The following is a 24,575-nucleotide window of genomic DNA, read 5'->3' as shown; positions in this document are numbered from 1 at the left end:
GTGCAAAGGCGGCAATTTCACAAACGGACCGGAGCGGCACTGTCAAAACTGACGAAACCTCTGTTTCAAGACTTTTGGCAGTTTCGGCAGTACCTACCGAGGCCGTTTCTGCAAAGCCAGAGCAACTTTCGTCAGTTTTGGCAGTGCCCTCCCCCGCCGTATTCGAAAACCCCGACCGCTGGTGCTGGCCGTATTCATCGGCCATGAATGGGGTGGAAATTGACACCTTCGCGGCGCGCCTGCACAAGTTCGCCGACTGGGGCTTGGCCCGCAACGATGGCGAAACGCTGGCCGACAAGCTGGTGCTTCGCGACCGTGACCAAGACGACCGGCGCGTTTGCCTGGAGTGCAAGCACTTTGCCGGGCATCGGGCCGGGTCATCGCGCTGTGGCAACTGGCAGGCCGCTGGTGTTGCTATCCACTCGCGTGATGCGCAATTGCCTGCCGATCTGGTGATCCAACTCCAGCGCTGTGACGGATTCAATGCGCACCCCACATCAACACCACAAGGAACCGACGATGAACACCCCCACCACTGAAAAAACTGACGAAATAGCCGCACTGAACGCCCAGCCCTATGAAGTCGTCCGCTTCAACGCACTCAAGCACGGCATCCTGAGCCGCTACACCGTCCTCAGCCACGAGAGCCATGCCGACTATGAAAGTCTGGTCAGCTCGCTAATGGATGAGCACCTGCCCGCTGGCGCGACCGAGCAGCATTTGATTGAGGAACTGGCCAGCGTGATCTGGCGCAAGCGCCGAGTGCTGCAAGCCGAGGGGGCCACCATCAACAAGGGCTTGAAGGAATCCGCACGCAGTGCCAAGACCGTGATACCGGCGGCGGCACCGTTTGAGATGGGGTTGTCGGGCGAAGGCACCGACATTCGCGACCTGATGGATTTGAAACCCGAAGACGTGACCGAAAGCCAACGCGCTGCCCGCCACGACCTGGATGCCACCAATAAGGCCAGCGCCATCCTGCGCAAAGGCGGCGACCGCGCCTATGACAAAGCGCTGCGCGCCCTGTTGCCTGACTCGCGGGAGTGGTGGGAAAGCTACGTGGAGGAAGAGGAATACGCCGCCGATGCCGAAGGACTGGCCAGCTTCATCACCGAGCACTTGTCACCCCTGTGCCACCAACAGGAAAAAGAATCACGCCACCACGACGCCATCGTGAATCAAACCATTGGCGAAGGGCTGCAAGCCTACAGGCTGGAGAAGCTTTCTCGCTACGAAACTCACCTGGATCGCAAATTTGAGCGCACTTTGGCCATGCTGATCAAGCTAAAAGACCTCAGAAGCAGCCGCGCAGCGTAAAGACATGCGTATTTTTCGGCGACACGCAAAACACTTGAAACCTAACATCCATGCGGATTAAGGCGAGATTCATGCGTTTTCAGGTCGCAACACCTGTTCAACTTGCCAAATGATTTCGGCAAAAACCGGAGAATAGAAATGGGCGGACGCGGAAGTGGACGGCGCAGCAGCTACAGCGGCAAAGCCGAAACCAACGATTCCATGCCGCTGGACATTCGCAAGATCACCCGCAAAGGCTTGCTGGTGCCGGGGAATGGCTTTAGCTGGCAGTGGCTGGTGAACGACCGTCAGGTGGCGGGCATCAGCATCCGGGTGGATTTTGAAAGCATGGTGCTGTCCTACCGCATGAAAAGCACCGGCGAAGTTGTCGAGCAACGTGTGCAAACGCAAACCTCACCCTGCCACCTGGGCGGCCAGCGCCACTGGTTCACCTGCCCCCGGTGCAGCAAGCGGGTGGCAGTGCTCTACGCGCCGGGCCGGTACTTTGCCTGCCGCCAGTGCGGCGGGCTGGGCTACGCCACGCAGAATGAAGGCGCGGGGGACAGGGCATCTACCAAAACCGACAAACTGCGCAAACGCATGGGTTGGGAGGCTGGCATCTTGAATGGCGACGGCGCCAAACCCAAAGGCATGCACTGGAAGACCTACCACCGGCTCAAGGGCCGCCACGATGCGTTGGTGCAAGTCAGCTTGCATTACATTGGGCGCAAGCTGGGTTTCCTGCACAAGTTGCTGGAGAGGTAAATCTGTTTCGCAAAATGGGCCCTAATAGTGTCGTTCACCGAAATACGGCAACTTAGCGGGATGTCTGAGGCAATCCATTTCGCGGCATTGCCCCGCTGCGTTGGATGCTGCCACCCGGAGTTCGTCCAACGCCGTGCAGGCCGTATGATCATCCCTTCGTTACAAGAACATCAATCAGGCGGGAGAACGCGCAATGGCAAGACCGAATGGGCCCCTGACAGTCTGTGTGATCAACCTTAAGGGTGGCGTAGGAAAGTCAACAATCTCCGCTCTGCTCGCCAGATACGCGCTCTCGACCAGACAGCGCGACGTGCTTGCGATTGACTTGGACCCTCAGGCAAATCTGAGCCAAGCACTGATGAGCAGCAACTACAACTCCTTCTTGGAGGAAAGAAGGCCTTCGATTGTCGAAATCTTCAACGGTTATCGCCCTGCCTCACCCGGAGCGTCGGGCTCACTATTGGCCCCAAACACGGGCGTCGAACTGATCACAAAGGTCGGAGCGAACACGCTGCAACTTATTCCTTCGAGGTTCGATTTTTCCGACAACCTAACAAACTCGCTACGTCCGGACCCGAAAGTGCTCGCGCGCTTCTTGGCCGGAAACTTCCAGCACAAGGACTTGATCATCATCGACTGCGCTCCCACTGAATCAATCCTCACGCACGCGGCCTACCACGCGAGCGGTCTGGTCTTGGTGCCGGTAAAACCAGAGTTCTTTGCGACTATTGGTTTTCCGTTGCTGCACGAATCACTAGAGAGCTTCAGACGGAGCAACCGTGGACACACCCTCGACGTTGCCGGCGTGGTGATCAACAACGCTTTCTATCATGGGGGGAATGACGGCGGGCCGGAGAAGGAACGAGCTCTCAAAGAGATTCGGACTGAAGCAAAGACCAACTCGTGGCCTATTTTCAAGACACAGATACCGTTCTCACGAGGCTTCCCAAAGATTATGCGCGGGGACCACAGCTATTCCGGAAATGCCGTTTTGTTCCCTCGGTTCGCAAAAGAATTTTTTGACTCAATTGGGCTATAGGATTTCGTGATGATTGAAAAGAAGAGCAAACACCCCCTGCTCAAATCTCTGTTGGTCCCCTTGCTACAAGAGTGGGGATACGACACGGTTCGGCAATGCCTAGCCGATGTCCATGCCGAACAGGCCTATCGAGGTCCTTTGCTTGGTGTACATGAACGCAAGCCAACGAAGGAGTACCGTAAACCAAGTGCATCGGAAACGGTAGAGCGGCTTGATGCCGCTAGGGATCGGAAGGAGCCCCTTCGTGCGCTTGCTTCAAGGTTCGACGCCAAAACATTCCTCCCGACAGCCTCGGATGTGAGGCACTTCCTTGAAATGCGGGGCCAAGACCCTGGCACCATCAAGCAAAGACAGGACTCGTTCAGGAAGGTTCTCGACTTGTTGTTGAAGATGCCTGACGATGAGCTGATGCTGCTCCGCGCGTCGGGTCCGCACCTGGGGCCTACTCAGCTTGGGCCACTGTCCGACGCGATCAAAGCCACGAGTGCTGCGGTCAGAACCGGAGAGTCGAATGCGGATTCAACTGCCGCAGAAAAATCGGTAGATACACGAGTCGATCCGGTTGGTGACAGGCGAGGTGGGGACCCCGTTTCTTCGTGACACTACATCACGTACTTCGCATTCATTCCGTGAACGGCACATATATTTGCCAAATCAGCCGCTAGCCCTCGTAGAACGTGCGTAAGAAGCTACTAAATATATAGCAAATCTCCTGCAAAGGAAGCCAGCGGCCACGCTGGCTGCAGGCCGTTTGGCCTGTAGCCTCGTATTCCGTGCGTGACCAGCTACAAGACCTGTAGCAAAGCCAACCCAGTGGGCGCGCGGGCTGAGGGAGCCCCCATGGGGGGCGGACGGGCAGACCAGCGCGCAGGGCTGATGCCGCGCAGCGGCGAAGCACAAGGGTGGGCGGGGGCACACACCACATGACTGGCCGCAGGCCACTGACCAAGCGCACAGCGCGCAGCGCCTGACCAATGCCACAACGCCACGACAACCACAAGGGCGCGCAGACGGCGGCGCGTAGGGCGTGCAACGACCGGGAAGCGCAGATGGCTGTGCGACCGACTCCAGCGAAGGCCACTTTGCATAACGCCTGTTGTCTTCACCCGACAGGGCGCGCAGCGGTGACCGGCACCAAGCGGAGCTTTAGCGCAGCGACTGGCGGGCACTGAGGGCAATGCGGCGTTATGTAAAAGCGAAGCGGGTGGCCGTAGCGGGCGTGTGCCACAACTGCCACGCACACCACGCGACAGCCTTGTGGTGCCTGGGCATGGCGGTACTCCGCCGTGCCCACTGACTGAGACTACAGAGCATCGAACAGGGTCAAGCGGTGATGTGCCGTTGCCACCAAGCGCAGCGACTGGCGGCGACACATGGCCGCGCTGCTCGTCAACGCCACGCGACAGCCTCGTGGCGCCTGGCCATTGCGGTACTCCGCATTGGCCACTAACCAGAGCTACAGACTCACGCAATACGAAAGCGGTGATGTTGGGTGCGCTGCCACCAGCGCGCAGCGCAGGTCAGCAGGCAGCGTGCCCGGCATGACCGCGCTGGTGGAGGTCACAGACACGCATCGAGCGCCGAAGGTTCGTCACTGCCTGCCGCATTCGCGGTAGCTGACCAAGCCCCTGCGCAGCACACTTATATGTCAAATCAGACGCTAGCCCCGTACTCATTGCGCAAGCAGCTATCACCATAATAGCAACGCTTCACGCTGCGGCACGTTGAAACGCCAGCACCTGGCCCGTCGTGCAGCTATCCAGGTAGTCCGCCCAGTGCTGCATCATCTTGGTCCGCTGCTTGAGGTAGGTCGCGTGGTTGTAGGCCGCGCTCACCTCGTTGCGTTCCTGGTGCGCCAGTTGCAATTCAATGTGGGCATGGTCAAAACCCATTTCATGCAGCAACGTGGAAGCCACGCCACGGAATCCGTGGCCGGTCATGCGCCCCTTGTAGCCCATGCGGTCCAGCGCACCCAAAATGGTGTTGTTGCTCATGGACTTTTCGTGGTCGCGCTCGCCCGGAAACAGCAGCGTGCCGCGCCCCGACACCAGTTGCAGCGTTTGCAGCACGTTCACCGCCTGGGTGGACAGCGGCACGATGTGCGGCGTTTTCATCTTCATGCGCGAAGCGGGAATGTCCCAGCGCCGCGCTTCCAAGTCAAACTCGGCCCAGCGTGCGCCGATCAGCTCCGACGTGCGAACAAAGGTCAGCGCCATCAACTTCATGGCCAAGCGCGTCACGGCAGCGCCCGCATAGCCTTCGATGTGCCGCAGCAACTCGGGCAGCTCCTTGGCGCTGATACGCGCGTAGTTGGCGGCCTTGCGGGACGCCAGCACATCACTGGGCTTGATGTCGCTGGCCGGGTTGCGTTGGGCAAGGCCATGGGCCACCGCGTACCGGAAAACCTGTCCAGAGGTCTGCAAAGCCCGTTTGGCAATATCCAAGGCCCCGCGCTTTGAAATCGTCTGCACCATTCCCACCAGCTCATGTGCCTGTATCTCCGACACCGGGCGCGCCCCAATGGCGGGGAACACATCAGCCTTGAGGCGACGCATCACATCATCCGCATGCCGCGCACTCTTGGCACCATGCCAGTGGTCCCACCACAGCAAGGCCACGGACTGGAAAGAGTTTTCAGCGGATGCCTGCTTCGTGATCTTGTCGGTAGCCCGTTGCGCCATAGGGTCCGTGCCGCTGGCCAATAACTTGCGCGCCGCGCCCATGCCATCACGCGCCTGGGCAAGGGAAACGTCCGGGTAAGCGCCCAGCGACATGACCTTCTCTTTGCCCAGAAACCGGTATTTCCAGCGCCACAGCTTCGAGCCAACGGGATTAACCAGCAAGTACAGGCCCTTGCCGTCGCTCAGTTTCACAGGCTTGTCGCCCGGCTTGGCCTTCTTGATGGCGGTATCAGTCAGCGACATAGGGCACTCCAAAGGTTGTTCTTTTGGCGATACCCCCACTTGAATACCCCCATGCCCCCAAAGATACCCCCAACGGGTGCAAGCTGGCAATACCGCCCCTTGGACGTTAAAAAACAAAAAAGCCCCGTAAACACTCGGTTTGCGGGGCTTCTGAGGGGCTATGTAGGACTACATAAAACCCATTTTTGGCGGAAACGGAGGGATTCGAACCCTCGATGAGGCTCTACACCCCATACTCCCTTAGCAGGGGAGCACCTTCGGCCACTCGGTCACGTTTCCTGAATTGGCTGGATTATCTCACGAGTCGGGCCGTATTTTAAGCAGGCGCCTGTTCAAGCTCAAATGCCTTGTGCAAGGCACGCACCGCCAGTTCCATGTACTTCTCGTCAATCACCACGGAGGTCTTGATCTCGGAGGTTGAAATCATCTGAATGTTGATGCCTTCTTCACTCAGGACGCGAAACATTTTGCTGGCCACACCCACGTGACTGCGCATGCCAATCCCGACGATCGACACTTTGCAGATTTTGGTGTCGCCCACCACCTCTTGGGCCCCCAGCTTGGGCAGCACTTTTTCTTTCAGCAAATCGACGGTCTTGGCATATTCGCCCCGGTTAACCGTGAAGCTGAAATCGGTCTTGCCATCTTTGCTGATGTTCTGAATGATCACATCGACATCAATATTGGCATCGGCCACGGCGCCCAGAATCTGATAGGCAATTCCAGGCTTGTCGGGCACGCCCAGGACGGAGATTTTGGCTTCATCGCGGCTGAACGCAATGCCGGAAACAATGGCTTGTTCCATGTGTTCGTCTTCCTCAAAAGTGATCAAGGTGCCGGAGGCGGCTTCCTCGTTGATATCAATATCCCACGGCGTAAAGCTGCTCAAAACACGCAGCTTGACTTTGTATTTGCCGGCAAATTCGACCGACCGGATCTGCAGCACTTTGGAGCCCATGGAGGCCATTTCCAGCATCTCCTCAAAACTCACGGTCTGCAGGCGGCGTGCCTCGGGAACCACACGTGGGTCGGTGGTATAGACACCATCGACGTCGGTGTAGATCAGGCATTCATCGGCCTTCATGGCGGCTGCCACGGCCACGGCAGAAGTATCCGAGCCACCACGCCCCAGTGTCGTGATGTTGCCCAGTTCGTCCAGACCTTGAAAGCCGGTGACGATGACCACGCGGCCAGCGTCGAGATCAGCGCGCACCTTGGTGTCTTCAATCGACTCGATACGTGCTTTGGTGTACGCACTGTTGGTGCGAATGGGCACTTGCCAGCCAGCGTAGCTCACTGACTCCAGCCCTTCGGCTTGCAGCGCAATGGCCAGCAAGGCGCTGGAGGCCTGCTCGCCAGTGGCGGCCAGCATGTCGAGCTCGCGGCTGTAGGACTCAGTTGCTTTCGCCGGCGCCAGTTCTTTCGCCAGCGCCAGCAAACGGTTGGTCTCGCCGCTCATGGCGCTTGGTACGACCACCATCTGATGGCCAGCGCGCGCCCATTTGGCGACGCGTTTGGCGACGTTGCGGATGCGCTCGGTTGAGCCCATCGACGTGCCGCCATATTTGTGAACGATCAATGCCATTGGTAAGATTTATTAGAGCAAAACCGCAGGATTGTACCAATGCAGCACAGCACCCCTGCGCTCGCAGAGGCCGGTGCCAACCTTGATCCTGATCTGGTGTCCACGCGTGGTGCAGACGGCAATCTGGTCCAGCAGCTCGGCCAACTGCGCCGTGCTGGGCACGGCTTGAAAAGCGGTGTTGAGCCAGTGGCGCAGCACATTGGCCTGGCGCGGGCGACTTAAGGCCTGCAGTTGCGTAATCGCCGGCGGATCACCAATGTGCGCCAGGTCCTGCGCCGCCACATCAAGCAACACGGCCTGCGCCTGCGCCGCATGAGCGGCGCTGCGGACAAAGGTGTCGCGAAATTGCGGGAATGTGGCGTCCAGCGCCGGCAACAGCCGCGCGCGGATGCGGTTGCGGGTGAACTGTTCATCGACATTGGTCGGGTCCTCAATCCAGGCCACGCCACGACCGACAAGCCAGCGCCGGATATCTGACGCTGCGACCCCCAGCAGCGGACGATGGTAAGTGAGTCCCGCGCGCCGCCAGCTCGCCGGCATGGCGCTCATTCCTGGCAAACCCGCACCCCGACTCAGGGCCAGTAACAGTGTCTCAACCTGATCGTCGGCATGCTGCGCAAGTGCTATACTTTTTATAGCCACTTGCGCATATTCCACGAGGGCTACAGCCTCAAAAGCCTTGTATCTGGCGCGGCGTGCGGCGTCCTCCGGGCTCTGGCCTGATGCGTGACGCGCATCCACGCGCTTGACCACCAGCGGCAGGCCCAGTCGCACACAAACAGCCTGGCAATGCCGCTCGAAGTCATCGCCTGCCGCCTGTACCCCATGGTGAATGTGGATGGCGTGGACCTGCCCCGGCCATTTTTCGGCACAGGCCAACAACAAAGCGGTGGAGTCGGCCCCGCCACTGAAAGCCACCGCCAGCGGCAAGGTCGGCGTGAAAGCGGCCATGGCGTCGGCCAACGTTGCAGTCAAACGGCCACCTGACTAAAAGCGATAGAAACGCGCCATCCGCTACTTCGCCGCTGCCTTGGTATCGATGAAGCGACCATAGCTTTGCAGGCGGTCGTAGCGACGGTCCAGCAGCTCCTTGACCTTGAGGTCGCTGACCTGGCGGTAGGCGTCGGTCAGGGCGCGCTTGAGGAAAGCCGCCATCTGCTTGTAATCGCGGTGCGCACCGCCCACCGGCTCATTAACGATCTTGTCAATCACACCCAGCGCCTTGAGCCGGTGCGCGGTAATGCCCAGCGCGTCCGCCGCTTCCTGCGCCTTCTCCGACGTCTTCCAGAGGATGGAGGCGCAGCCTTCGGGGCTGATGACCGAATAAATCGAATACTGCAGCATCAGCACCTGGTCGCCAATCGAAATCGCCAGGGCGCCGCCCGAGCCCCCCTCGCCGATGATGGTGGTGATGATGGGCACTTCGAGCTGCGCCATCTCGAAGATATTGCGGCCAATGGCCTCGGATTGACCCCGTTCTTCAGCATCGATGCCGGGGTAGGCGCCGGGCGTATCGACAAAGGTGAACAGGGGCAAGTTGAACTTTTCTGCGGTTTTCATGAGGCGCAGGGCTTTGCGATAACCCTCCGGCTTGCTCATGCCAAAGTTGCGCAGGCCGCGTTCTTTGGTGTCACGCCCTTTTTGCTGCCCCAGCACCATGCAGGGTGTGCCATTGAAACGCGCCAGGCCACCCACAATGCTCAGGTCGTCGGCAAAATGGCGGTCGCCGTGCAGCTCGACAAAATGGGTGAAGATGTCGTTGATGTAGTCCAGCGTGTAGGGTCGCTCGGGATGACGGGCAATTTTGGTGATTTGCCATGGGCTCAAGTCGCTGTAAATGTCTTTGGTGAGTTGCTGACTTTTCTTAGCCAGTTGGCCAATTTCAGTCGAAATGTCCACCGCCGACTCGGTCTGCACATAGCGCAGTTCTTCAATCTTGTTTTCGAGATCGGCAATCGGTTGCTCAAAATCGAGGAATGTTTTCTTGGCCACAAATGACTCCTATACGGTTGGGGACAGTGCTTGTTCTCTTGGCGTCACTGCGGTCTGTCCCCAAGTTCTCTAAGCAGTTGGGGACAGAGCTTGTTCGCTTCGCGTCACGGCGGTCTGTCCCACAAGGTCTCAATAGTCCACCGGCAGTGGATCCAGCGAGCGCCAAATATACCAAGTTGCAACACTGCAATACGGCGCCCAGGCGGCGGCTACTTCGCGGGCGTCACTGCGGCTGACCACGTCGCCTGAAAAATAGTTCTTGCTGATGCCATTGATCAGCCCCACGTCGTCAAGCGGCAACACATTGGGGCGCATCAGGTGAAAGATCAAGAACATCTCAGCCGTCCAACGGCCAATGCCACGAATGGCAATCAACTCGGCGATGATCGCCTCATCGTCCATGGTCTCCCAGGTCTCGACATGCACCGTGCCACTGTCAAAGTGCAGCGCCAGGTCCACCAGATATTCGACCTTGCGCACACTCAAGCCCGCGGCGCGCATGTCATCAACTTTGAGCTTGAGCACGTTGGCCGCTGTGATCTTCTTGGGCAGCAGCGCAAAACGATTCCATACGGTTTGAGCTGCCTTGACCGAAATCTGCTGACCCACCACGCTGCGCGCCAGCGTCACAAAAGCATCGCCCCGGGTTTGCAGGCAGGCGTCGCCAAACTGCGGAATGAGCCGCTTCATCACCCGGTCTTTTTTCATCAGGTGTTTACACGCGTCGCTCCAGTAGGCGGGAGCCGCGGCCACTGCCGCTGTAGTGCTGGTAGCTGACATTGCACTATCCACGGGGGCTAGAGGCCAAAATGACCATTATAAAAATCATGCCACCACTTCCCAGACGGTGCCTGCGGCTGAATCTTTCAAAACAATACCCCGTGCCAACAAGTCCTGGCGAATGCGATCAGCCTCGGCGAAGTTCTTGGCTGCCTTGGCCGCCGTGCGTTGCGCAATCAAGGCCGCAATGGACGCCGCGTCGAGCGTGGCGCCGGCCTGCAAAAAAACCTTCGGGTCGCCTTGCAGCAAGCCAAGGCAGGCGCCCAGCGCCTTCAGCAGACCCGCCAATTTGGGGTCGCGGGTTTTATTGACCTCGGTCGCCAGCTCAAACATCACCGCCACTGCCTCGGGGGTGCCGAAGTCTTCATCCATCGCCGCCTTGAAGCGCGCGGCAAAAGGCTGGCGCCAGTCAATCTCAAGCAGCGGTTCGGGCGCCACCAAATCAAGCGCGGTGTAGAGGCGCTTGAGCGAATTGCGCGCATCATCCAGATGCGCGTCGCTGTGGTTCAGGGCGCTGCGGTAGTGCGCGCGGATGATGAAAAAGCGCGTGGTCTCAGCGTCATAACGCGCCAAAATATCGCGGATGGTGAAAAAATTACCCAGACTTTTGGACATTTTTTCGTTGTCGCGCGTCACAAAGCCGTTGTGCATCCAGATGCTGGCCAGTGGTTTGCCGGTGGCACCCTCGCTTTGGGCAATTTCATTCTCGTGATGAGGAAACTGCAGATCAGCGCCGCCACCATGAATGTCAACCGTCTCGCCCAGCATCTGGCCACACATGGCCGAGCACTCGATGTGCCAGCCCGGGCGACCCTGGCCATAAACACTGTCCCATTTCGCATCCAGCGGCTCGTTCGGTTTGGCCGTTTTCCAGAGCACGAAATCAAGCGGATCATCCTTGCCGTCCGCCACCGCCACCCGTTCACCGGCGCGCAACTCATCGAGTGACTTGCCGCTGAGCTTGCCGTAACCGGGGAACTTGCGCACCGCGTAATTCACATCGCCATTGACCGCCTGATAGGCCAAGCCCTTTTGTTCAAGTCGTCCAATCAGGCTCAACATTTGCGGCACAAACTCGGTCGCACGGGGCTCATGCGTGGGTCGCTCAATACCCAAGGCATCGGCATCCTGATGCAATGCATCCACCATGCGCTCGGTCAGTGCCCGGATGGATTCGCCATTCTCCAAGGCACGTTTGATGATTTTGTCGTCAATATCGGTGACATTGCGCACATAGGTCACCCGCAAGCCGCTGACCTTGAGCCAGCGCTGCACCACGTCAAATGCGACCATGGCGCGTGCATGGCCCAAATGGCACAGGTCGTACACCGTCATGCCGCAGACGTACATACGCACGTGGCCAGGTTGCAGCGGAATCAAAGGTTCAATGGCACGCGACAGCGTGTTGTAAATGCGCAAACTCATGGGTGTTTCAAACAACGGCGTCAGGGTAGTCAACCGAACGGTGGCCTCGCAAAGACAGCAAATGGGGGGTAATTATGGGGCGCTGAAAAACAACCCCTAAGCTACAATTCTTTGCAGTATATAGCCCGGTCGGCTCGCCCGCCGCAATTGGCGGGCGTTCACCCTGCAGGAATCAAAAAACCCCATGACGCTCGCCCGCACTACCCTTTTCACCACCCTGCGCCTGCTGACGCTCGCACTCGCCTGTGCCACTTCAGTTGCCTACGCAGACGACTATGGTGATGTCAGCCAGTTGGTGCGTGCCGGCAAGCTGGACGAGGCCATGGTCAAGGCCGACAGCTACCTGGTTGGCAAGCCGGCCGACCCGCAGATGCGCTTTCTCAAAGGTGTCATCCAACGCAATCTGGGCAAGCAGGCAGAGGCCATTGCCACCTTCACCAAGCTCACTGAAGATTATCCCGAGCTGCCCGAGCCCTATAACAACCTGGCCGTGCTCTACGCGGGCCAAAGCCAGTTCGACAAAGCACGTGCCGCGCTTGAAATGGCCATCCGCACCAACCCCAGCTACGCCACGGCGCATGAAAATTTGGGCGACATTTACGCCCGGCTTGCCAGTCAGGCCTACAACAAGGCCTTGCAACTCGATGGTGCCAACGCAGCGGTGCCGCCCAAGCTGGCCCTGATTCGGGAGTTGTTCAGCCCCAACAACAAGGGGCAGCATCCCGCTACCACGGCGCTGGCCGCTGCCCCGGCAGTGCCTGTCGCCAAACCGTCAACGCCGGCGCCTGCAGCTCCGACTGCCGTTCCAGCCGTCGTAGCTCCGGCCACAACCCTCAGAGCTGCACCAGCAAAACCCGTCGCCAGCGACAGCGCAGCCCAAGAATCCAGGCAAGTCGAAGAGGCCGTGCAGGCCTGGGCCAAGGCCTGGTCGACCAAAGACATAACGGCTTACCTGGGCGCTTATGGCAAAGAGTTTGATCCGGCCGGCCAGCAGAGTCGCAAAGCCTGGGAAGAAGAACGCCGCAAGCGCATCGTCGGCAAGACCAGCATCAGTGTCAAGCTGGAGAAACTGAGCGTCACAGTCAATGGCGCCAAGGCGATCGCGAAATTCCGCCAGGACTACCGCGCGGGTGCGCTGGCGGTATCGAGCCGCAAAACGCTTGAATTGGTCAAAACCGGCAACCGATGGCTGATCGTCAAGGAAAGCACGGGAAACTGATGCGCGCGGTCGGATCACAGCGAACCTGGCTGACGACACCGCTGTTGTCATTGGTCGACTGACGCCCTTATGAAGCGGTATTTCCTGACCCTATTTGTGGCAGCCCTGGTCACTCTGGCCATGAGCACTGACGCGACCGCTCGCAAGAAGCCGGCGACCAAAGCCAAGCCTGTCGCGAGCGTTGGACACCAACAGGGGGCCAATGGCGACCTGGCTGAAGCACGCCTGATGGGCATTTACCAGCTCATGGCCAAAGCACAGGGCCGTGAAGCCTTGGCCCAGGCCGAGCAACTGGTCAAAGACCACCCTCACTTTCAGCTCGCGCAACTGGTCTACGGCGACCTGCTGGCCGCGCGCACACGACCCGTTCGAATGGTAGGCGACGTACCGGAGCCCATGCGCAAAGCCGCTGCACCGGTGCTCGATCAACTCCGCGATGAGTCGCAAATGCGCTTGAAGGCGCTTCGTGAACGCCCCCCTTCTGGCGCACTCCCGTCGCAATTTCTGGCCTTGTCAGCTCGCAACAAACACGCCATTGCCATAGATGCGTCCCGCTCACGCCTGTATCTGCTGGAAAATCGACCCACCGGACTGACACTGATTGCCGACTATTACGTCTCCATCGGGAAATCCGGGCTGTCAAAAAACGCCGAGGGTGACTTGCGAACGCCCATGGGGGTGTACTTCATCACCAGCAACCTGGACCCCAAGTCGCTGAAAGACTTTTACGGCTCAGGTGCCCTGCCCATCAATTACCCGAACGTGCTCGACAACCTGCGTGGCAAAACAGGCGGCGGTATCTGGCTGCACGGCACGCCGCCCGGCCAGTTTTCGCGCCCCCCCCTGGCCACCGACGGCTGTGTCGTTTTGGCCAACCCCGACTTGATGGCACTGATCCGGACCGTCGAAGTTCGCACCACGCCGGTCGTGATCTCGCAGAGTCTGAAATGGGTAACACCCAACACGGCTCGTTCCGAGAGCAAGCCCTTTGAAGAGGCATTGACGGCTTGGCAAAATGCCAAATCCAGCGGCAACATGAACCAAGTGCTCAGTTTCTACAGCCCCAGCTTCAACAGCAATGGCAAGTCACTGACAGAATGGACACCGGCACTGCGCAGCGAGTTAAACAAGGTGCAGGGACGCGCGATCCAGCTCAAGGATCTGTCCTTGCTGCGCTGGACCGATAGCGCCGACACCATGGTGGTCACTTTTGGCGAGGTCACGGATGGCACCCGTACGGGGCCGACCAAACGCCAATATTGGGTTCGCCAAGGCAGTGACTGGAAAATATTTTACGAAGGAGTTATTGGATGAAATATATACGTTTATGGGCTATAGCCCCCGCAGTTGCTGGACTTTTAGCTATATTTTCAATAGCATCAGAGGCATCGGCGCAGGCACCAGCCCAGGTCAAGTTTGCCACCACGGCAGGCGACTTTGTGGTCGAGGTTTACCCCGACAAAGCACCCAAAACAGTCGACAACTTTTTACAGTACGTCAAAGACAAACATTACGACGGCACGATCTTCCACCGCGTGATTCCCAACTTCATGATCCAGGGCGGTGGCTTTGATGCCCAGTACGTGCAGAAAAAAACTCGCGCTCCCGTGCCTCATGAAGGCCGCGAAGCACTGGCCAAGGGCGGCCAAAGAAATGTGGTCGGCACCTTGGCCATGGCCCGTACCAATGACCCGCAATCGGCGACGGCACAGTTCTTCATCAACGTCAAAGACAATGCATTTCTGGACCCCACGGCGGATCAATATGGCTACACCGTGTTTGGCAAGGTCACCAGCGGCATGGATGTGATCCAGAAAATCAAGGCCGTGCCCACCGGCCCGGCCGGCCCTTTTGGCTCCGATGTTCCCAAAACCCCAATTCTTATCAACTCTGCAACCCTGGTGAAGTAAATCATGAGCAACCCACAAGTCGAACTCCACATCGCCAATTACGGCGTCATCACCCTTGAACTCGATCAGGACAAAGCACCCAAAACAGTGGCGAATTTTTTGAGCTACGTGAAAAAAGGTCACTACGACAACACCATTTTTCACCGTGTCATTCCCGGCTTCATGGTGCAAGGCGGCGGCATGGAACCCGGCATGAAAGAAAAGAAGGGCGACCAACCCATCGTCAACGAAGCTGACAACGGCTTGAAGAACCTCAACTACACGGTCGCCATGGCCCGCACCGGTGACCCCCACTCAGCCACCGCGCAGTTTTTCATCAACGTGGCCGACAACGGCTTCCTGAACCACACCGCCATTTCAGCCCAGGGCTGGGGCTACGCCGTGTTTGGCAAGGTCGTGTCGGGCACTGACGTGGTTGACAAAATCAAGACGGTCAAGACCGCCCGCAAAGGCTACCATGATGACGTACCGGTGGACGACGTGGTGATCGAAAAGGCCGTGGCACTCTGACATGAGCGCATCCCGGCCCAGGAACACGACGCCAACCGTGGCGCCATCCTGGCCGGTACTGCAAGCGCCCGCGCACTGGCGGCAACTTGATTTCATCTCTGACTTGCACCTGCAGGACAGTGACCTCGCCACCTTCAGCGCCTGGCAACACTTTATGCAGACGACGCGGGCCGACGCCGTGTTTATCCTGGGTGATCTGTTTGAAGTGTGGGTCGGTGACGATGTGTTGGCAACGCCCGGCTTTGAAACCCGCTGTGCTCAGGTTCTGCAAGCTGCCTCGCATCGGCTGACCATTTTTTTGATGCGCGGCAACCGCGATTTTCTGCTGGGCGACGCCTTTGCCCAGGTTGGCGGCCTGACCCTGCTGGACGACCCCTGCGTACTGGACTTTGCCGGACAACGCTGGCTGCTTTCGCATGGCGATGCTTTGTGCCTGGAAGACACCGACTACCAGCAGTTTCGCTCGCAGGTGCGCAGCGCGGCCTGGCAACAAGACTTTTTGAGCCTGGCTCTGACGCAGCGCCAGCAGTTGGCGCATGACATGCGGATGCAAAGCGAAGCACGCAAGCGCAGCGGTGCGACGTATGCCGACCTTGACGAGCCAATGACCTGCAGCTGGTTGCACATGGCCCAGGCCAGCACGCTGATTCATGGCCACACCCACAAGCCTGCTGACCACCAGATGACCGATGGCCTGCGCCGCATCGTCCTGAGCGATTGGGACGCCACCGCTACGCCAGCGCGTGCTGAAGTGTTGCGCCTGAGCGCGGCTGTTGCGGGTCAAGCCGAGGGCAGCACCGTGCAACGCCTGCAGGCCACTCGGGCAGAGTGAAGCCAAAAAGACAAAGGGGTTAGCAAGCGATAAAGCTGCTAACCCCCGTATTTATTGGTCGGTGTGAAAGGATTCGAACCTTCGACCCCTTGCACCCCATGCAAGTGCGCTACCAGGCTGCGCCACACACCGTCTAAGGGCGAAATTATAACCGCTAGCCAAGCGCAACTTCAGCGCGCCGGCGAGAGGAGTTCACGAATCTCAAATAACTCCCTGCGCACGAGCAGCAACGGGTCCAAAGCGCCGTCGGACGCCGGGTCCAGCTGGGTGTCTTCAAAGTCGTTCAATTCGGAATCGTTGAGCTCAATCACCTCGATGCCATCCAGCGACATTTCACCATTGCACTTTTTGTCACGCTCGGTCTGCAGGATTTCCTGCATTTTTTGGCGCGCCCCGCTGATGGTGAAACCCTGGTCATAGAGCAAATCGCGGATCCGCCGAATCATCAGCACCTCGTGGTGCTGATAGTAGCGACGGTTGCCGCGCCGTTTCATGGGCCGCAGTTGCGTGAACTCTTGCTCCCAATAACGCAGCACATGCGGTTTGACGCCACACAAATCGCCCACCTCACCAATGGTGAAATAGCGTTTGGCAGGTATGGAAGGGAGGGAGTTCTCCATTTAAATCAATGCGGCCGGAGAAGAATTTTGCAGGTTACCCCAAGTCACCACCGTGTGTAAAGCAGCAAATCAGCTCCAGACACCAAATAACCACAACCCGACCCTATGGCGCCAAAGGCACCAGCTCTTGATCCTGAATTTGCTCTTTGAGTTTATAACCCGCATGAAACGTCACCACCCGGCGCGCCTGAATGGGAATGGTCTCACCGGTGCGCGGATTTCTCCCTGGGCGTGGCGCCTTGGTGCGAATCTGAAAATTTCCAAAACCTGAAATCTTGACGTCCTCACCCTTTAGCAGGCTGTCAGCCACCAGGTCAAAGAACGCGTCCACCATGTCTTTGGATTCGCGCTTGTTCAAGCCGATTTTCTCAAACAGCAGCTCAGCCAGTTGCGCTTTAGTCAGTGCTGGCATCTCCAGGCTTTCAACCGATAGGTCCATGGGGTACTCGCTTTTTGTTCGGGTTGAGGGTGAAGGGTCAGGTTCGCTGACGCGCACCCAATTTGCTCAGGAGTGAAGCAAGCACCGCTTGCGTCGCATTGTCAATTTGTTCTTCGGTCAGCGTGGCATCGTCGCTGTTGAGCGTTAAACGTATCGCATAGCTTTTTTCCGAGCCGGGCGCGTCCAGATCCTTGGCACTCTTGGGTCGATAGATATCAAACAAAACAGCGTTGCGCAGCAGTCCCGCCGTGGGCGCGGACCAAATGGCGTCCATCAGGTCAGCATGTGATGAAAGCTTTTCACTCACCATCACGGCAATGTCACGGTCCACCGCTTGATGCTTGGCCACGCCTTTGAATACGGACACCTCGCGCTGCAGCAAGGCGTCAAGATCGAGTTCAAACATGAGCGGCGCTTGCGCCAGATCGTAGGCCTGCCGCCATTTGGGATGCAACTCTCCGACGAAGCCAATCGCCACACCGTCGAGCATGACGCGGGCGCAACGCCCTGGGTGCATGGCGGGATGCTGCGCAGACTCAAAGACAGGACGGCGTGGCGCCAGCAAAATCTCCACATCACCCTTGATGTCAAAGAAATCGACCGGCCGCTCCTTGTGCCCCCACTGGAGTGCGTCGGCACTGCCACACACCAGACCTGCCACGCGCATGGGCTGATCAAAACCTTCTACCGTGGCATCGGTGTTTTTGACGGCAGCATCGCGCAAGAAAACGCGGCCGAGCTCAAAGACGCGCACCCGCTGCGCCTTGCGGTCCAGGTTGAACTTCAGAACCTGCAACAGCGAGCCCAGGAGCGACGAGCGCATGACGCTCATCTGGCTGGCGATCGGGTTCAGCAGCTTGATCGGATTCGGGTTGGCGCAAAGCTCATGCTCCCAGCGCTCTTCAACAAAGCTGAAGTTGATGGTTTCCTGATAACCCAGCGCGGCGATGCTGCGGCGCAGGGCAAACGGACTGCGCTGCGTTTCACGGCGAACCTTGGCGGTGATCGGTGCCAGGGGCGGTGTCTGAGGCAGGTTGTTGTAGCCCACCATGCGGGCCACCTCTTCAATCAGGTCTTCCTCAATTTGCAGGTCAAAGCGGTACGACGGCGGCGCCACGGTGATGATGCCATCGCTCTGTGAGATCGCCAATCCGAGACGCGTCAGCGCGTCAGCGCATTGCGACTGCGTGAGCGCCATGCCAATGACTTTGCTGGCCCGTGCCACGCGCAGGCTGACGGTTGGCGCAACCGGCAGATTCACCTGCTGGTCGTCCATGGGGCCACACGTGGTGTCGGCCGTGCCACAGATGTCAATGACCAACTGCGTGATGCGCTCGATGTGCTCCACGGTCTGACTCGGGTCGACACCGCGCTCAAAGCGGTGACCGGCGTCGGTGGAGAAGTTGAAGCGGCGGGAACGCCCGGCGATGGCTTTCGGCCACCAAAAAGCGGCTTCAACATAGATATTTTGCGTATCGTCAGACACCGCAGTCGCGTCACCGCCCATGATGCCCGCGAGTGACTCTACATGGGCTTCATCGGCAATCACGCCAACCTGATCGTCCACCGTGACCGTGTTGCCATTGAGCAGTTTGAGTTGTTCACCGGGCTTGCCCCAGCGCACATCGAGGCCACCGTGGATTTTGTCCAGATCAAAAATATGCGACGGGCGCCCCAGCTCGAACATCACGTAGTTGGAGATATCCACCAAGGCCGTGACACTGCGCTGGCCGCACCGCGCCAACCGCTCCACCATCCAGTCGGGCGTGCTGGCCCGGGGATTGACGTGGCGCACGATGCGGCCGGAGAAACGCCCGCACAGATCGGGTGCGCTGACCTTCACTGGCAATCTGTCTGCTCCGCTGACTTTGACAACCGGAAAGCTGGGCGCTTTCAGAGCAGCGCCAGTTAAAGCCGCCACTTCACGCGCCACGCCGTACACACTCAGGCAATGCGCCAGATTGGGCGTGAGTTTGAGCGTAAACAGGGTGTCGTCCAGGTTCAAATGCTCGCGAATGTCTTGCCCCAGCGGGGCATCGCTGCGAAGCTCCAGCAAACCGCCATGGTCGTTTGACAGTTTGAGTTCCCGGGCTGAACAGAGCATGCCGTAGCTTTCAACGCCGCGCAACTTGCCCACCTTGATCAGAAAAGGTTTGCCATCTTCACCGGGGGGTAACTCCGCACCCACCAAGGCGCACGGCACCTTGATGCCGACCCGGGCATTCGGGGCGCCACAAACGATGGTGAGCAGTTCAGCCTGCCCCACATCCACCTGGCAGACGTGCAGCCGATCGGCATTGGGATGCTGCGCTGCTTCTTTGATCTCACCCACCACGATCCTGGTGAACGGCGGGGCAACGGGCTTGAGTTCTTCGACCTCAAGACCGGCCATGGTGAGTGTTTGCGCGAGTTGTTCAGTGGACAGTGGCGGGTTGCAGAATTCGCGCAACCAGGATTCAGGAAATTGCATGATGACTCTTTGATCAGTTTCTTATTATTGGAATTGCGACAGAAAGCGGACATCACCGTCAAAAAACAAGCGCAGGTCATTCACACCATAACGCAGCATGGCGAGTCGGTCCGGCCCCATGCCGAAGGCAAAACCAATGTATTTTTCGGGCTCCAGGCCCATGTTGCGAATCACATTGGGATGCACCTGGCCCGAACCGGCTACTTCCAGCCAGCGACCCGCCAGCGGTCCGCTTTGGAACTGGATGTCGATCTCGGCACTCGGCTCGGTGAACGGGAAAAAACTGGGACGAAAGCGCAGCACCAGGTCATCTGACTCAAAGAAAGTGCGACAAAAATCGGTAAAGACAAATTTGAGGTCTTTGAAACTGACGTTCTCACCGACCCACAGGCCTTCGCACTGGTGGAACATGGGCGAATGCGTGGCGTCGCTGTCGACGCGGTAGGTGCGCCCGGGCGCAATCACCCGAATCTCGGGCATATCGCCTGAAAAAAGCCCTTCCACTTGCCCGACGCCCACTGCCGCACGGTGCCGTTTGACATGCTGCACCGCATAGCGGATCTGCATCGGGCTGGAATGCGTGCGCAACAGGTTGGGGGCAGTGGCGGTACCGCCCTCGACATAAAAGGTGTCATGCATGGAACGCGCCGGGTGGTCCTCGGGCGTATTCAGGGCGGTGAAGTTGAACCAGTCCGACTCAATTTCGGGACCTTGTGCGACATCAAATCCCATTGAGCCAAAGATGGCCTCGATGCGCTCCAGGGTGAGCGACACCGGGTGCAGACTGCCCTGCCCGCGCTGGCGGCCCGGCAGGGTCACATCCAGCGCCTCAGCCTGGAGCTGTGCCTGCAATTCAGCGTCCGCCAGTGCCTGGCGGCGATTATTCAATGCCACTTCAATGGCCTGCTTGGCAAGGTTGATGGCGGCACCGCGGGTCTTCTTCTCGTCCACAGCCAACGCGGCCATGCCCTTCATCAGCTCGGTGATGCGGCCCGACTTTCCAAGAAACAACGCTTTGGCGTTTTCCAGGTCTGCCGGGGTGCGGGCTTGCTCAAAGGCGGCTTTGGCACTGTCAACGACGCTGTTCAACTCGTTCATAAATTCTCTTGAACTCTCTTGAATTCTCTTGCAGTTCCGACATCACTTGCGTGCAAGTCAGTCTTCTCTGAAACTTCGTTTTCATTGAAAAAGGGCTAGTGCCTTTTAAAGCTCTAGCCCTTGTCTTTATTGCATAGTATGCTATTAATAAAATAGCATACCAGCGTGAACTCAAGCTGCCAGCTTGGCCTTGACTTGATCCACGATGCTGGCAAATGCAGCCATGTCATGCACAGCGATATCGCTCAAGACCTTGCGGTCAATCTCGATATTGGCCTTCTTCAGTCCGTTGGCGAATTGACTGTAGGTCATGCCGCACTGACGTGCAGCGGCATTGATACGGGCAATCCACAACTGACGGAAGACGCGCTTTTTGGTACGGCGATCGCGGTAGGCATATTGCCCGGCCTTCATCACCGCTTCTTTGGCAACGCGATAAACATTACCGCGGCGACCGCGGAAACCTTTGGCAAGGGCTAAAACTTTTTTGTGGCGGGCGCGAGCCGTTACACCACGTTTGACGCGAGGCATGTGAGTACTCCTTGTTCGTCGTTAATTAAATGCCACGGCCGGGCAACATCTGTGACATGCGACCCATATCGGTCTCATGAACAGCGGTCGATCCGCGCAATTGGCGTTTATTTTTGGTGGTCTTCTTGGTCAGGATGTGACGTTTGAAGGCTTGGCCGCGTTTGACGGTGCCACCTGGACGGACGCGGAAGCGTTTCTTCGCCGCGCTCTTGGTCTTCATTTTGGGCATGTTCATGCTCCTTTTCATTGTGCTCGTGAGGCGTCTGCAAACTATTTGCAGTCTTGTTGGCCCCGAGCCACTTTTGAGTGGTGAGTGTTACTTCACCACTATCCAGCAACGCTATTTAGAGCGTCACTGTCGCAGCGGGTATTAACCCACCACATTTGCTACGCACCAGTTCAGCAAACAGTGCGCAAAATTCTTCAAGCCGCCGTGTCTGCCACCGGCTTCGTGGCAATCTTCTTCTTGCCCGGCGCGATCATCATGATCATCTGGCGCCCTTCGAGCTTGGGAAACTGCTCAATCAAAATCAAATCACCCAACTCCGTGCGAATGCGGTTCAACAAGGCCATGCCAAGATCCTGGTGCGTAATCTCGCGACCCCGGAACCGCAGCGTGATCTTGCACTTGTCGCCTTCAGCCAAAAAGCGCTTGATGTTGCGCATCTTGATGTTGTAGTCGCCCTCGTCAGTGCCCGGACGGAACTTGATTTCTTTGATTTCAATGACCGTCTGCTTGGCCTTCGCTTCCGCCGCCTTCTTCTGTTCCTGGTATTTGAACTTGCCGTAATCCATCAAACGACAGACCGGCGGAACCGCCGTGGCGGAGATTTCAACCAGATCAACATCGAGATCACCCGCCATCCGCAGCGCCTCCATCAGGCTGACCACACCGAGCGGCTCGTTCTCAACTCCCGAGAGTCGGACTTCCGGGGCCATGATTTCCCGGTTCAGGCGATGTTTGCGTTCTTCGCGGTGACGGCGGTCACGATATTCAGTAGCGATGGCTTAATCCTTCACAATTTTTGCTACGATAAACGTAGCTCAAACCGTCTAGCGCACGCGGGCAAACTGTCATTTCGCTTCAATTGAGCTCAACCAACAGACTTGTGAGTGATGTCACTGGATATTTTTTGCACGAATGCATCGAGGGACATCACACCGAGGTCTAAACCACCTCGGGCGCGCACTGCAACGGTACCTGCTGCTTTCTCTTTGTCACCAACGACCAAGATATAGGGCAGCTTTTGCATTGAATGCTCGCGTATTTTAAACGTAATTTTTTCATTCCGCAGATCAGCGACCGCCCTAAGCCTTTGATCTGGCAATGCATTTTTTAATTTTTCAACAATTTCGCGACAATATTCAGCCTGCGCGTCGGTGATATTGAGCACGGCAACCTGCACCGGAGCCAGCCAGGTTGGCAAAGCGCCGGCACTTTCCTCGATCAAAATTCCGATGAAACGTTCCAGACTACCGACGATGGCACGATGTAGCATCACCGGCCGGTGACGGGCACCGTCCTCGCCTACATATTCGGCATCCAGCCGCTCAGGCATTGAAAAGTCCACTTGAATAGTGCCACATTGCCAATGGCGTCCAATCGCATCCTTGAGCGTGTATTCAATCTTGGGCCCATAAAACGCGCCCTCCCCCGGAGAAATCTCAAACTCGCGACCAGACGCACGCAGGCTTTCAATCAAGGCAGCTTCGGCTTTGTCCCATACGTCATCGGAGCCAATGCGTTGCTCCGGACGAGTGGCAACCTTGTAGATGATGTTCTCGAAACCAAAATCGGCATAGACTTTTTGCAGCAGCGCCGTGTAATCGACACACTCCTGCAAGATCTGGTCTTCGGTGCAAAAGATGTGACCGTCATCCTGCGTGAAGCCGCGCACCCGCATGATGCCGTGCAAGCCGCCCGAAGGTTCATTGCGATGGCACTGGCCGAACTCGCCATAGCGCAGCGGCAGATCGCGATAGCTCTTGATGCCCTGTTTGAAGATCAGGATGTGGCCGGGACAGTTCATCGGCTTGAGGGCGTATTCGCGCTTCTCCGACTCGGTCGTGAACATGTTCTCCCGGTATTTGTCCCAGTGGCCGGTCTTCTCCCACAAAGACTTGTCGAGGATCTGTGGCCCTTTGACCTCCTGGTAACCGTTGTCGCGGTACACCTGGCGCATGTATTGCTCCACGCCCTGCCACAAGGTCCAGCCCTTGGGGTGCCAGAACACCAGACCCGGCGCATGGTCATCAATGTGAAACAGATCAAGTTCGCGCCCGAGTTTGCGGTGATCGCGCTTCTCGGCTTCTTCGAGCATCGTCAAGTGCTGCTGCAATTCATCCTTCGTGGCCCACGCCGTGCCGTAGATGCGCTGCAGCATTTCGTTGCGATGGTCCCCGCGCCAGTAGGCGCCGGCCAGCTTCATCAGTTTGAAGAACTTCAGTTTGCCAGTGCTGGGCACATGCGGGCCACGGCACAAATCTTCGAACTTGCCTTCGCGGTAAAGCGACACGTCTTCGCCCGCCGGAATGCTGGCGATGATTTCCGCCTTGTAGTTCTCACCCAAGCCTTTGAAGTAGGCCACTGCCTCGTCGCGCGGCAGCACGCGGCGGGTGACGGGCTCGTCTTTGGCGGCCAGCGCAGCCATCTTCTGCTCGATCGCGAGCAAGTCCTCTGGCGTAAACGGGCGCTTGTAGGAAAAATCGTAGAAAAAGCCGTTTTCAATCACCGGGCCGATCGTGACTTGCGCATCCGGGAACAATTCTTTGACCGCGTAAGCCAACAAATGCGCGGTCGAATGGCGGATGACCTCCAGCCCCTCGGCGTCTTTGGCCGTGACGATGGCCACCGCGCTGTTCGCTTCGATCAGATAACTGGTGTCCACTACCTTGCCGTCAACTTTACCCGCCAAGGCTGCCTTGGCCAACCCAGACCCAATGGAGGCGGCCACCTCGGCCACTGTCACCGGAGCGGGATAGTCGCGTTGGGAACCGTCAGGAAGTGTGATTTGAATCATGATGAAAACCAGAAAGATGTAGGGCAAAAAAAAGCGCGGAACCGGCCGCGCTCTACTATGATTTTTGTAACTGCCAGCGCACAAGGCGCGCGGACTAGCGGCTTGCAGGCTGTATGAACT

Annotated in this window: 24 protein-coding genes and 2 tRNA genes; 10 read left to right on the top strand and 16 right to left on the bottom strand. The window is 58.0% G+C overall.

Annotation, left to right across the window (positions count from 1 at the left end; translation table 11 throughout):
• The first annotated feature begins 203 nt into the window (after positions 1-203).
• From RFER_RS06835 to RFER_RS06815, 5 genes are all read left to right on the top strand, one after another.
• A complete protein-coding gene (locus RFER_RS06835; RefSeq protein WP_041790321.1) occupies positions 204-539 on the top strand; it encodes a hypothetical protein in 336 nt (111 codons plus the stop codon).
• Positions 520-1,317, top strand: a complete 798-nt coding sequence (locus tag RFER_RS06830; protein WP_011463659.1) for a hypothetical protein — start codon at positions 520-522, stop codon at positions 1,315-1,317. Before RFER_RS06835 ends, RFER_RS06830 begins: the two co-directional genes overlap by 20 nt.
• Positions 1,318-1,455: 138 nt before the next feature.
• A complete protein-coding gene (locus RFER_RS06825; RefSeq protein WP_011463658.1) occupies positions 1,456-2,061 on the top strand; it encodes a hypothetical protein in 606 nt (201 codons plus the stop codon).
• A gap of 193 nt (positions 2,062-2,254) precedes the next feature.
• Positions 2,255-3,100 carry a ParA family protein gene (locus tag RFER_RS06820; RefSeq protein ID WP_011463657.1) on the top strand — a complete coding sequence of 282 codons (846 nt, stop codon included), beginning with the start codon at positions 2,255-2,257 and terminating at the stop codon, positions 3,098-3,100.
• A gap of 9 nt (positions 3,101-3,109) precedes the next feature.
• Positions 3,110-3,700: a hypothetical protein gene (locus RFER_RS06815; RefSeq protein WP_041790318.1), complete on the top strand. Its 591-nt coding sequence runs from the start codon at positions 3,110-3,112 to the stop codon at positions 3,698-3,700.
• A gap of 1,109 nt (positions 3,701-4,809) precedes the next feature.
• Here the strand turns inward: RFER_RS06815 and RFER_RS06810 are convergent.
• The 7 genes from RFER_RS06810 to cysS form a co-directional block, all read right to left on the bottom strand.
• Positions 4,810-6,024 (bottom strand): tyrosine-type recombinase/integrase, encoded by a 1,215-nt coding sequence (locus tag RFER_RS06810; RefSeq protein ID WP_011463656.1) that lies wholly within the window; start codon positions 6,022-6,024, stop codon positions 4,810-4,812.
• A 186-nt stretch (positions 6,025-6,210) separates the two neighbouring features.
• Positions 6,211-6,303, bottom strand: a tRNA-Ser gene (locus RFER_RS06805).
• A 37-nt stretch (positions 6,304-6,340) separates the two neighbouring features.
• Positions 6,341-7,609, bottom strand: coding sequence for an aspartate kinase (locus tag RFER_RS06800; protein WP_011463655.1), 1,269 nt, complete (start codon positions 7,607-7,609; stop codon positions 6,341-6,343).
• Positions 7,610-7,621: 12 nt separating this feature from the next.
• Entirely contained in the window at positions 7,622-8,560 is a 939-nt protein-coding gene (gene tilS / locus RFER_RS06795; RefSeq protein WP_085998771.1) for a tRNA lysidine(34) synthetase TilS, read from the bottom strand.
• A gap of 63 nt (positions 8,561-8,623) precedes the next feature.
• Positions 8,624-9,601, bottom strand: a complete 978-nt coding sequence (locus RFER_RS06790; protein WP_011463653.1) for an acetyl-CoA carboxylase carboxyltransferase subunit alpha — start codon at positions 9,599-9,601, stop codon at positions 8,624-8,626.
• A 129-nt stretch (positions 9,602-9,730) separates the two neighbouring features.
• Positions 9,731-10,381, bottom strand: coding sequence for a DNA-3-methyladenine glycosylase family protein (locus RFER_RS06785; RefSeq protein WP_011463652.1), 651 nt, complete (start codon positions 10,379-10,381; stop codon positions 9,731-9,733).
• A gap of 45 nt (positions 10,382-10,426) precedes the next feature.
• Entirely contained in the window at positions 10,427-11,806 is a 1,380-nt protein-coding gene (cysS, locus tag RFER_RS06780) for a cysteine--tRNA ligase (RefSeq protein WP_041790315.1), read from the bottom strand.
• 184 nt (positions 11,807-11,990) lie between these two features.
• Here cysS and RFER_RS06775 point away from each other — a divergent pair, with 184 nt between their 5' ends.
• The 5 genes from RFER_RS06775 to RFER_RS06755 all read left to right on the top strand — a co-directional run bounded on the left by RFER_RS06775 (position 11,991) and on the right by RFER_RS06755 (position 16,277).
• A complete protein-coding gene (locus RFER_RS06775) occupies positions 11,991-13,025 on the top strand; it encodes a L,D-transpeptidase Cds6 family protein (RefSeq protein WP_011463650.1) in 1,035 nt (344 codons plus the stop codon).
• A gap of 69 nt (positions 13,026-13,094) precedes the next feature.
• A complete protein-coding gene (locus RFER_RS06770) occupies positions 13,095-14,339 on the top strand; it encodes a L,D-transpeptidase family protein (RefSeq protein WP_011463649.1) in 1,245 nt (414 codons plus the stop codon).
• Positions 14,336-14,935: a peptidylprolyl isomerase gene (locus tag RFER_RS06765; RefSeq protein ID WP_011463648.1), complete on the top strand. Its 600-nt coding sequence runs from the start codon at positions 14,336-14,338 to the stop codon at positions 14,933-14,935. The genes RFER_RS06770 and RFER_RS06765 overlap by 4 nt, the downstream gene beginning before the upstream one ends.
• A 3-nt stretch (positions 14,936-14,938) precedes the next feature.
• Positions 14,939-15,445 carry a peptidylprolyl isomerase gene (locus RFER_RS06760; protein ID WP_011463647.1) on the top strand — a complete coding sequence of 169 codons (507 nt, stop codon included), beginning with the start codon at positions 14,939-14,941 and terminating at the stop codon, positions 15,443-15,445.
• Between the two features lies 1 nt (position 15,446).
• Positions 15,447-16,277 carry a UDP-2,3-diacylglucosamine diphosphatase gene (locus tag RFER_RS06755; RefSeq protein WP_011463646.1) on the top strand — a complete coding sequence of 277 codons (831 nt, stop codon included), beginning with the start codon at positions 15,447-15,449 and terminating at the stop codon, positions 16,275-16,277.
• Between the two features lie 55 nt (positions 16,278-16,332).
• Here RFER_RS06755 and RFER_RS06750 read toward each other — a convergent pair.
• The 9 genes from RFER_RS06750 to thrS form a co-directional block, all read right to left on the bottom strand.
• Positions 16,333-16,409 (bottom strand) — tRNA-Pro (locus RFER_RS06750).
• A 38-nt stretch (positions 16,410-16,447) separates the two neighbouring features.
• Positions 16,448-16,897, bottom strand: coding sequence for a MerR family transcriptional regulator (locus RFER_RS06745; protein WP_011463645.1), 450 nt, complete (start codon positions 16,895-16,897; stop codon positions 16,448-16,450).
• 103 nt (positions 16,898-17,000) lie between these two features.
• Positions 17,001-17,336 (bottom strand): integration host factor subunit alpha, encoded by a 336-nt coding sequence (locus RFER_RS06740; RefSeq protein ID WP_041790313.1) that lies wholly within the window; start codon positions 17,334-17,336, stop codon positions 17,001-17,003.
• Positions 17,337-17,373: 37 nt separating this feature from the next.
• Positions 17,374-19,806, bottom strand: coding sequence for a phenylalanine--tRNA ligase subunit beta (gene pheT, locus RFER_RS06735; protein ID WP_011463643.1), 2,433 nt, complete (start codon positions 19,804-19,806; stop codon positions 17,374-17,376).
• Between the two features lie 24 nt (positions 19,807-19,830).
• A complete protein-coding gene (gene pheS, locus RFER_RS06730) occupies positions 19,831-20,904 on the bottom strand; it encodes a phenylalanine--tRNA ligase subunit alpha (protein ID WP_011463642.1) in 1,074 nt (357 codons plus the stop codon).
• Between the two features lie 171 nt (positions 20,905-21,075).
• On the bottom strand, positions 21,076-21,435 hold the full coding sequence (rplT, locus tag RFER_RS06725) for a 50S ribosomal protein L20 (protein WP_011463641.1): 360 nt from the start codon (positions 21,433-21,435) through the stop codon (positions 21,076-21,078).
• A 25-nt stretch (positions 21,436-21,460) separates the two neighbouring features.
• The gene (gene rpmI, locus RFER_RS06720; protein ID WP_041791621.1) at positions 21,461-21,664 is read right to left on the bottom strand and encodes a 50S ribosomal protein L35; all 204 of its coding nucleotides are present in this window, start codon (positions 21,662-21,664) and stop codon (positions 21,461-21,463) included.
• 194 nt (positions 21,665-21,858) lie between these two features.
• Positions 21,859-22,440 carry a translation initiation factor IF-3 gene (gene infC, locus RFER_RS06715; RefSeq protein WP_084795458.1) on the bottom strand — a complete coding sequence of 194 codons (582 nt, stop codon included), beginning with the start codon at positions 22,438-22,440 and terminating at the stop codon, positions 21,859-21,861.
• Between the two features lie 89 nt (positions 22,441-22,529).
• Complete coding sequence (gene thrS / locus RFER_RS06710) at positions 22,530-24,455, bottom strand: threonine--tRNA ligase (protein ID WP_041791618.1); 1,926 nt, start codon at positions 24,453-24,455, stop codon at positions 22,530-22,532.
• Between the last annotated feature and the right edge of the window lie 120 nt (positions 24,456-24,575).

Source organism: Rhodoferax ferrireducens T118, from assembly GCF_000013605.1.
GTDB lineage: Bacteria > Pseudomonadota > Gammaproteobacteria > Burkholderiales > Burkholderiaceae_C > Rhodoferax > Rhodoferax ferrireducens.
This window is presented reverse-complemented; position numbering and strand designations above follow the sequence as displayed.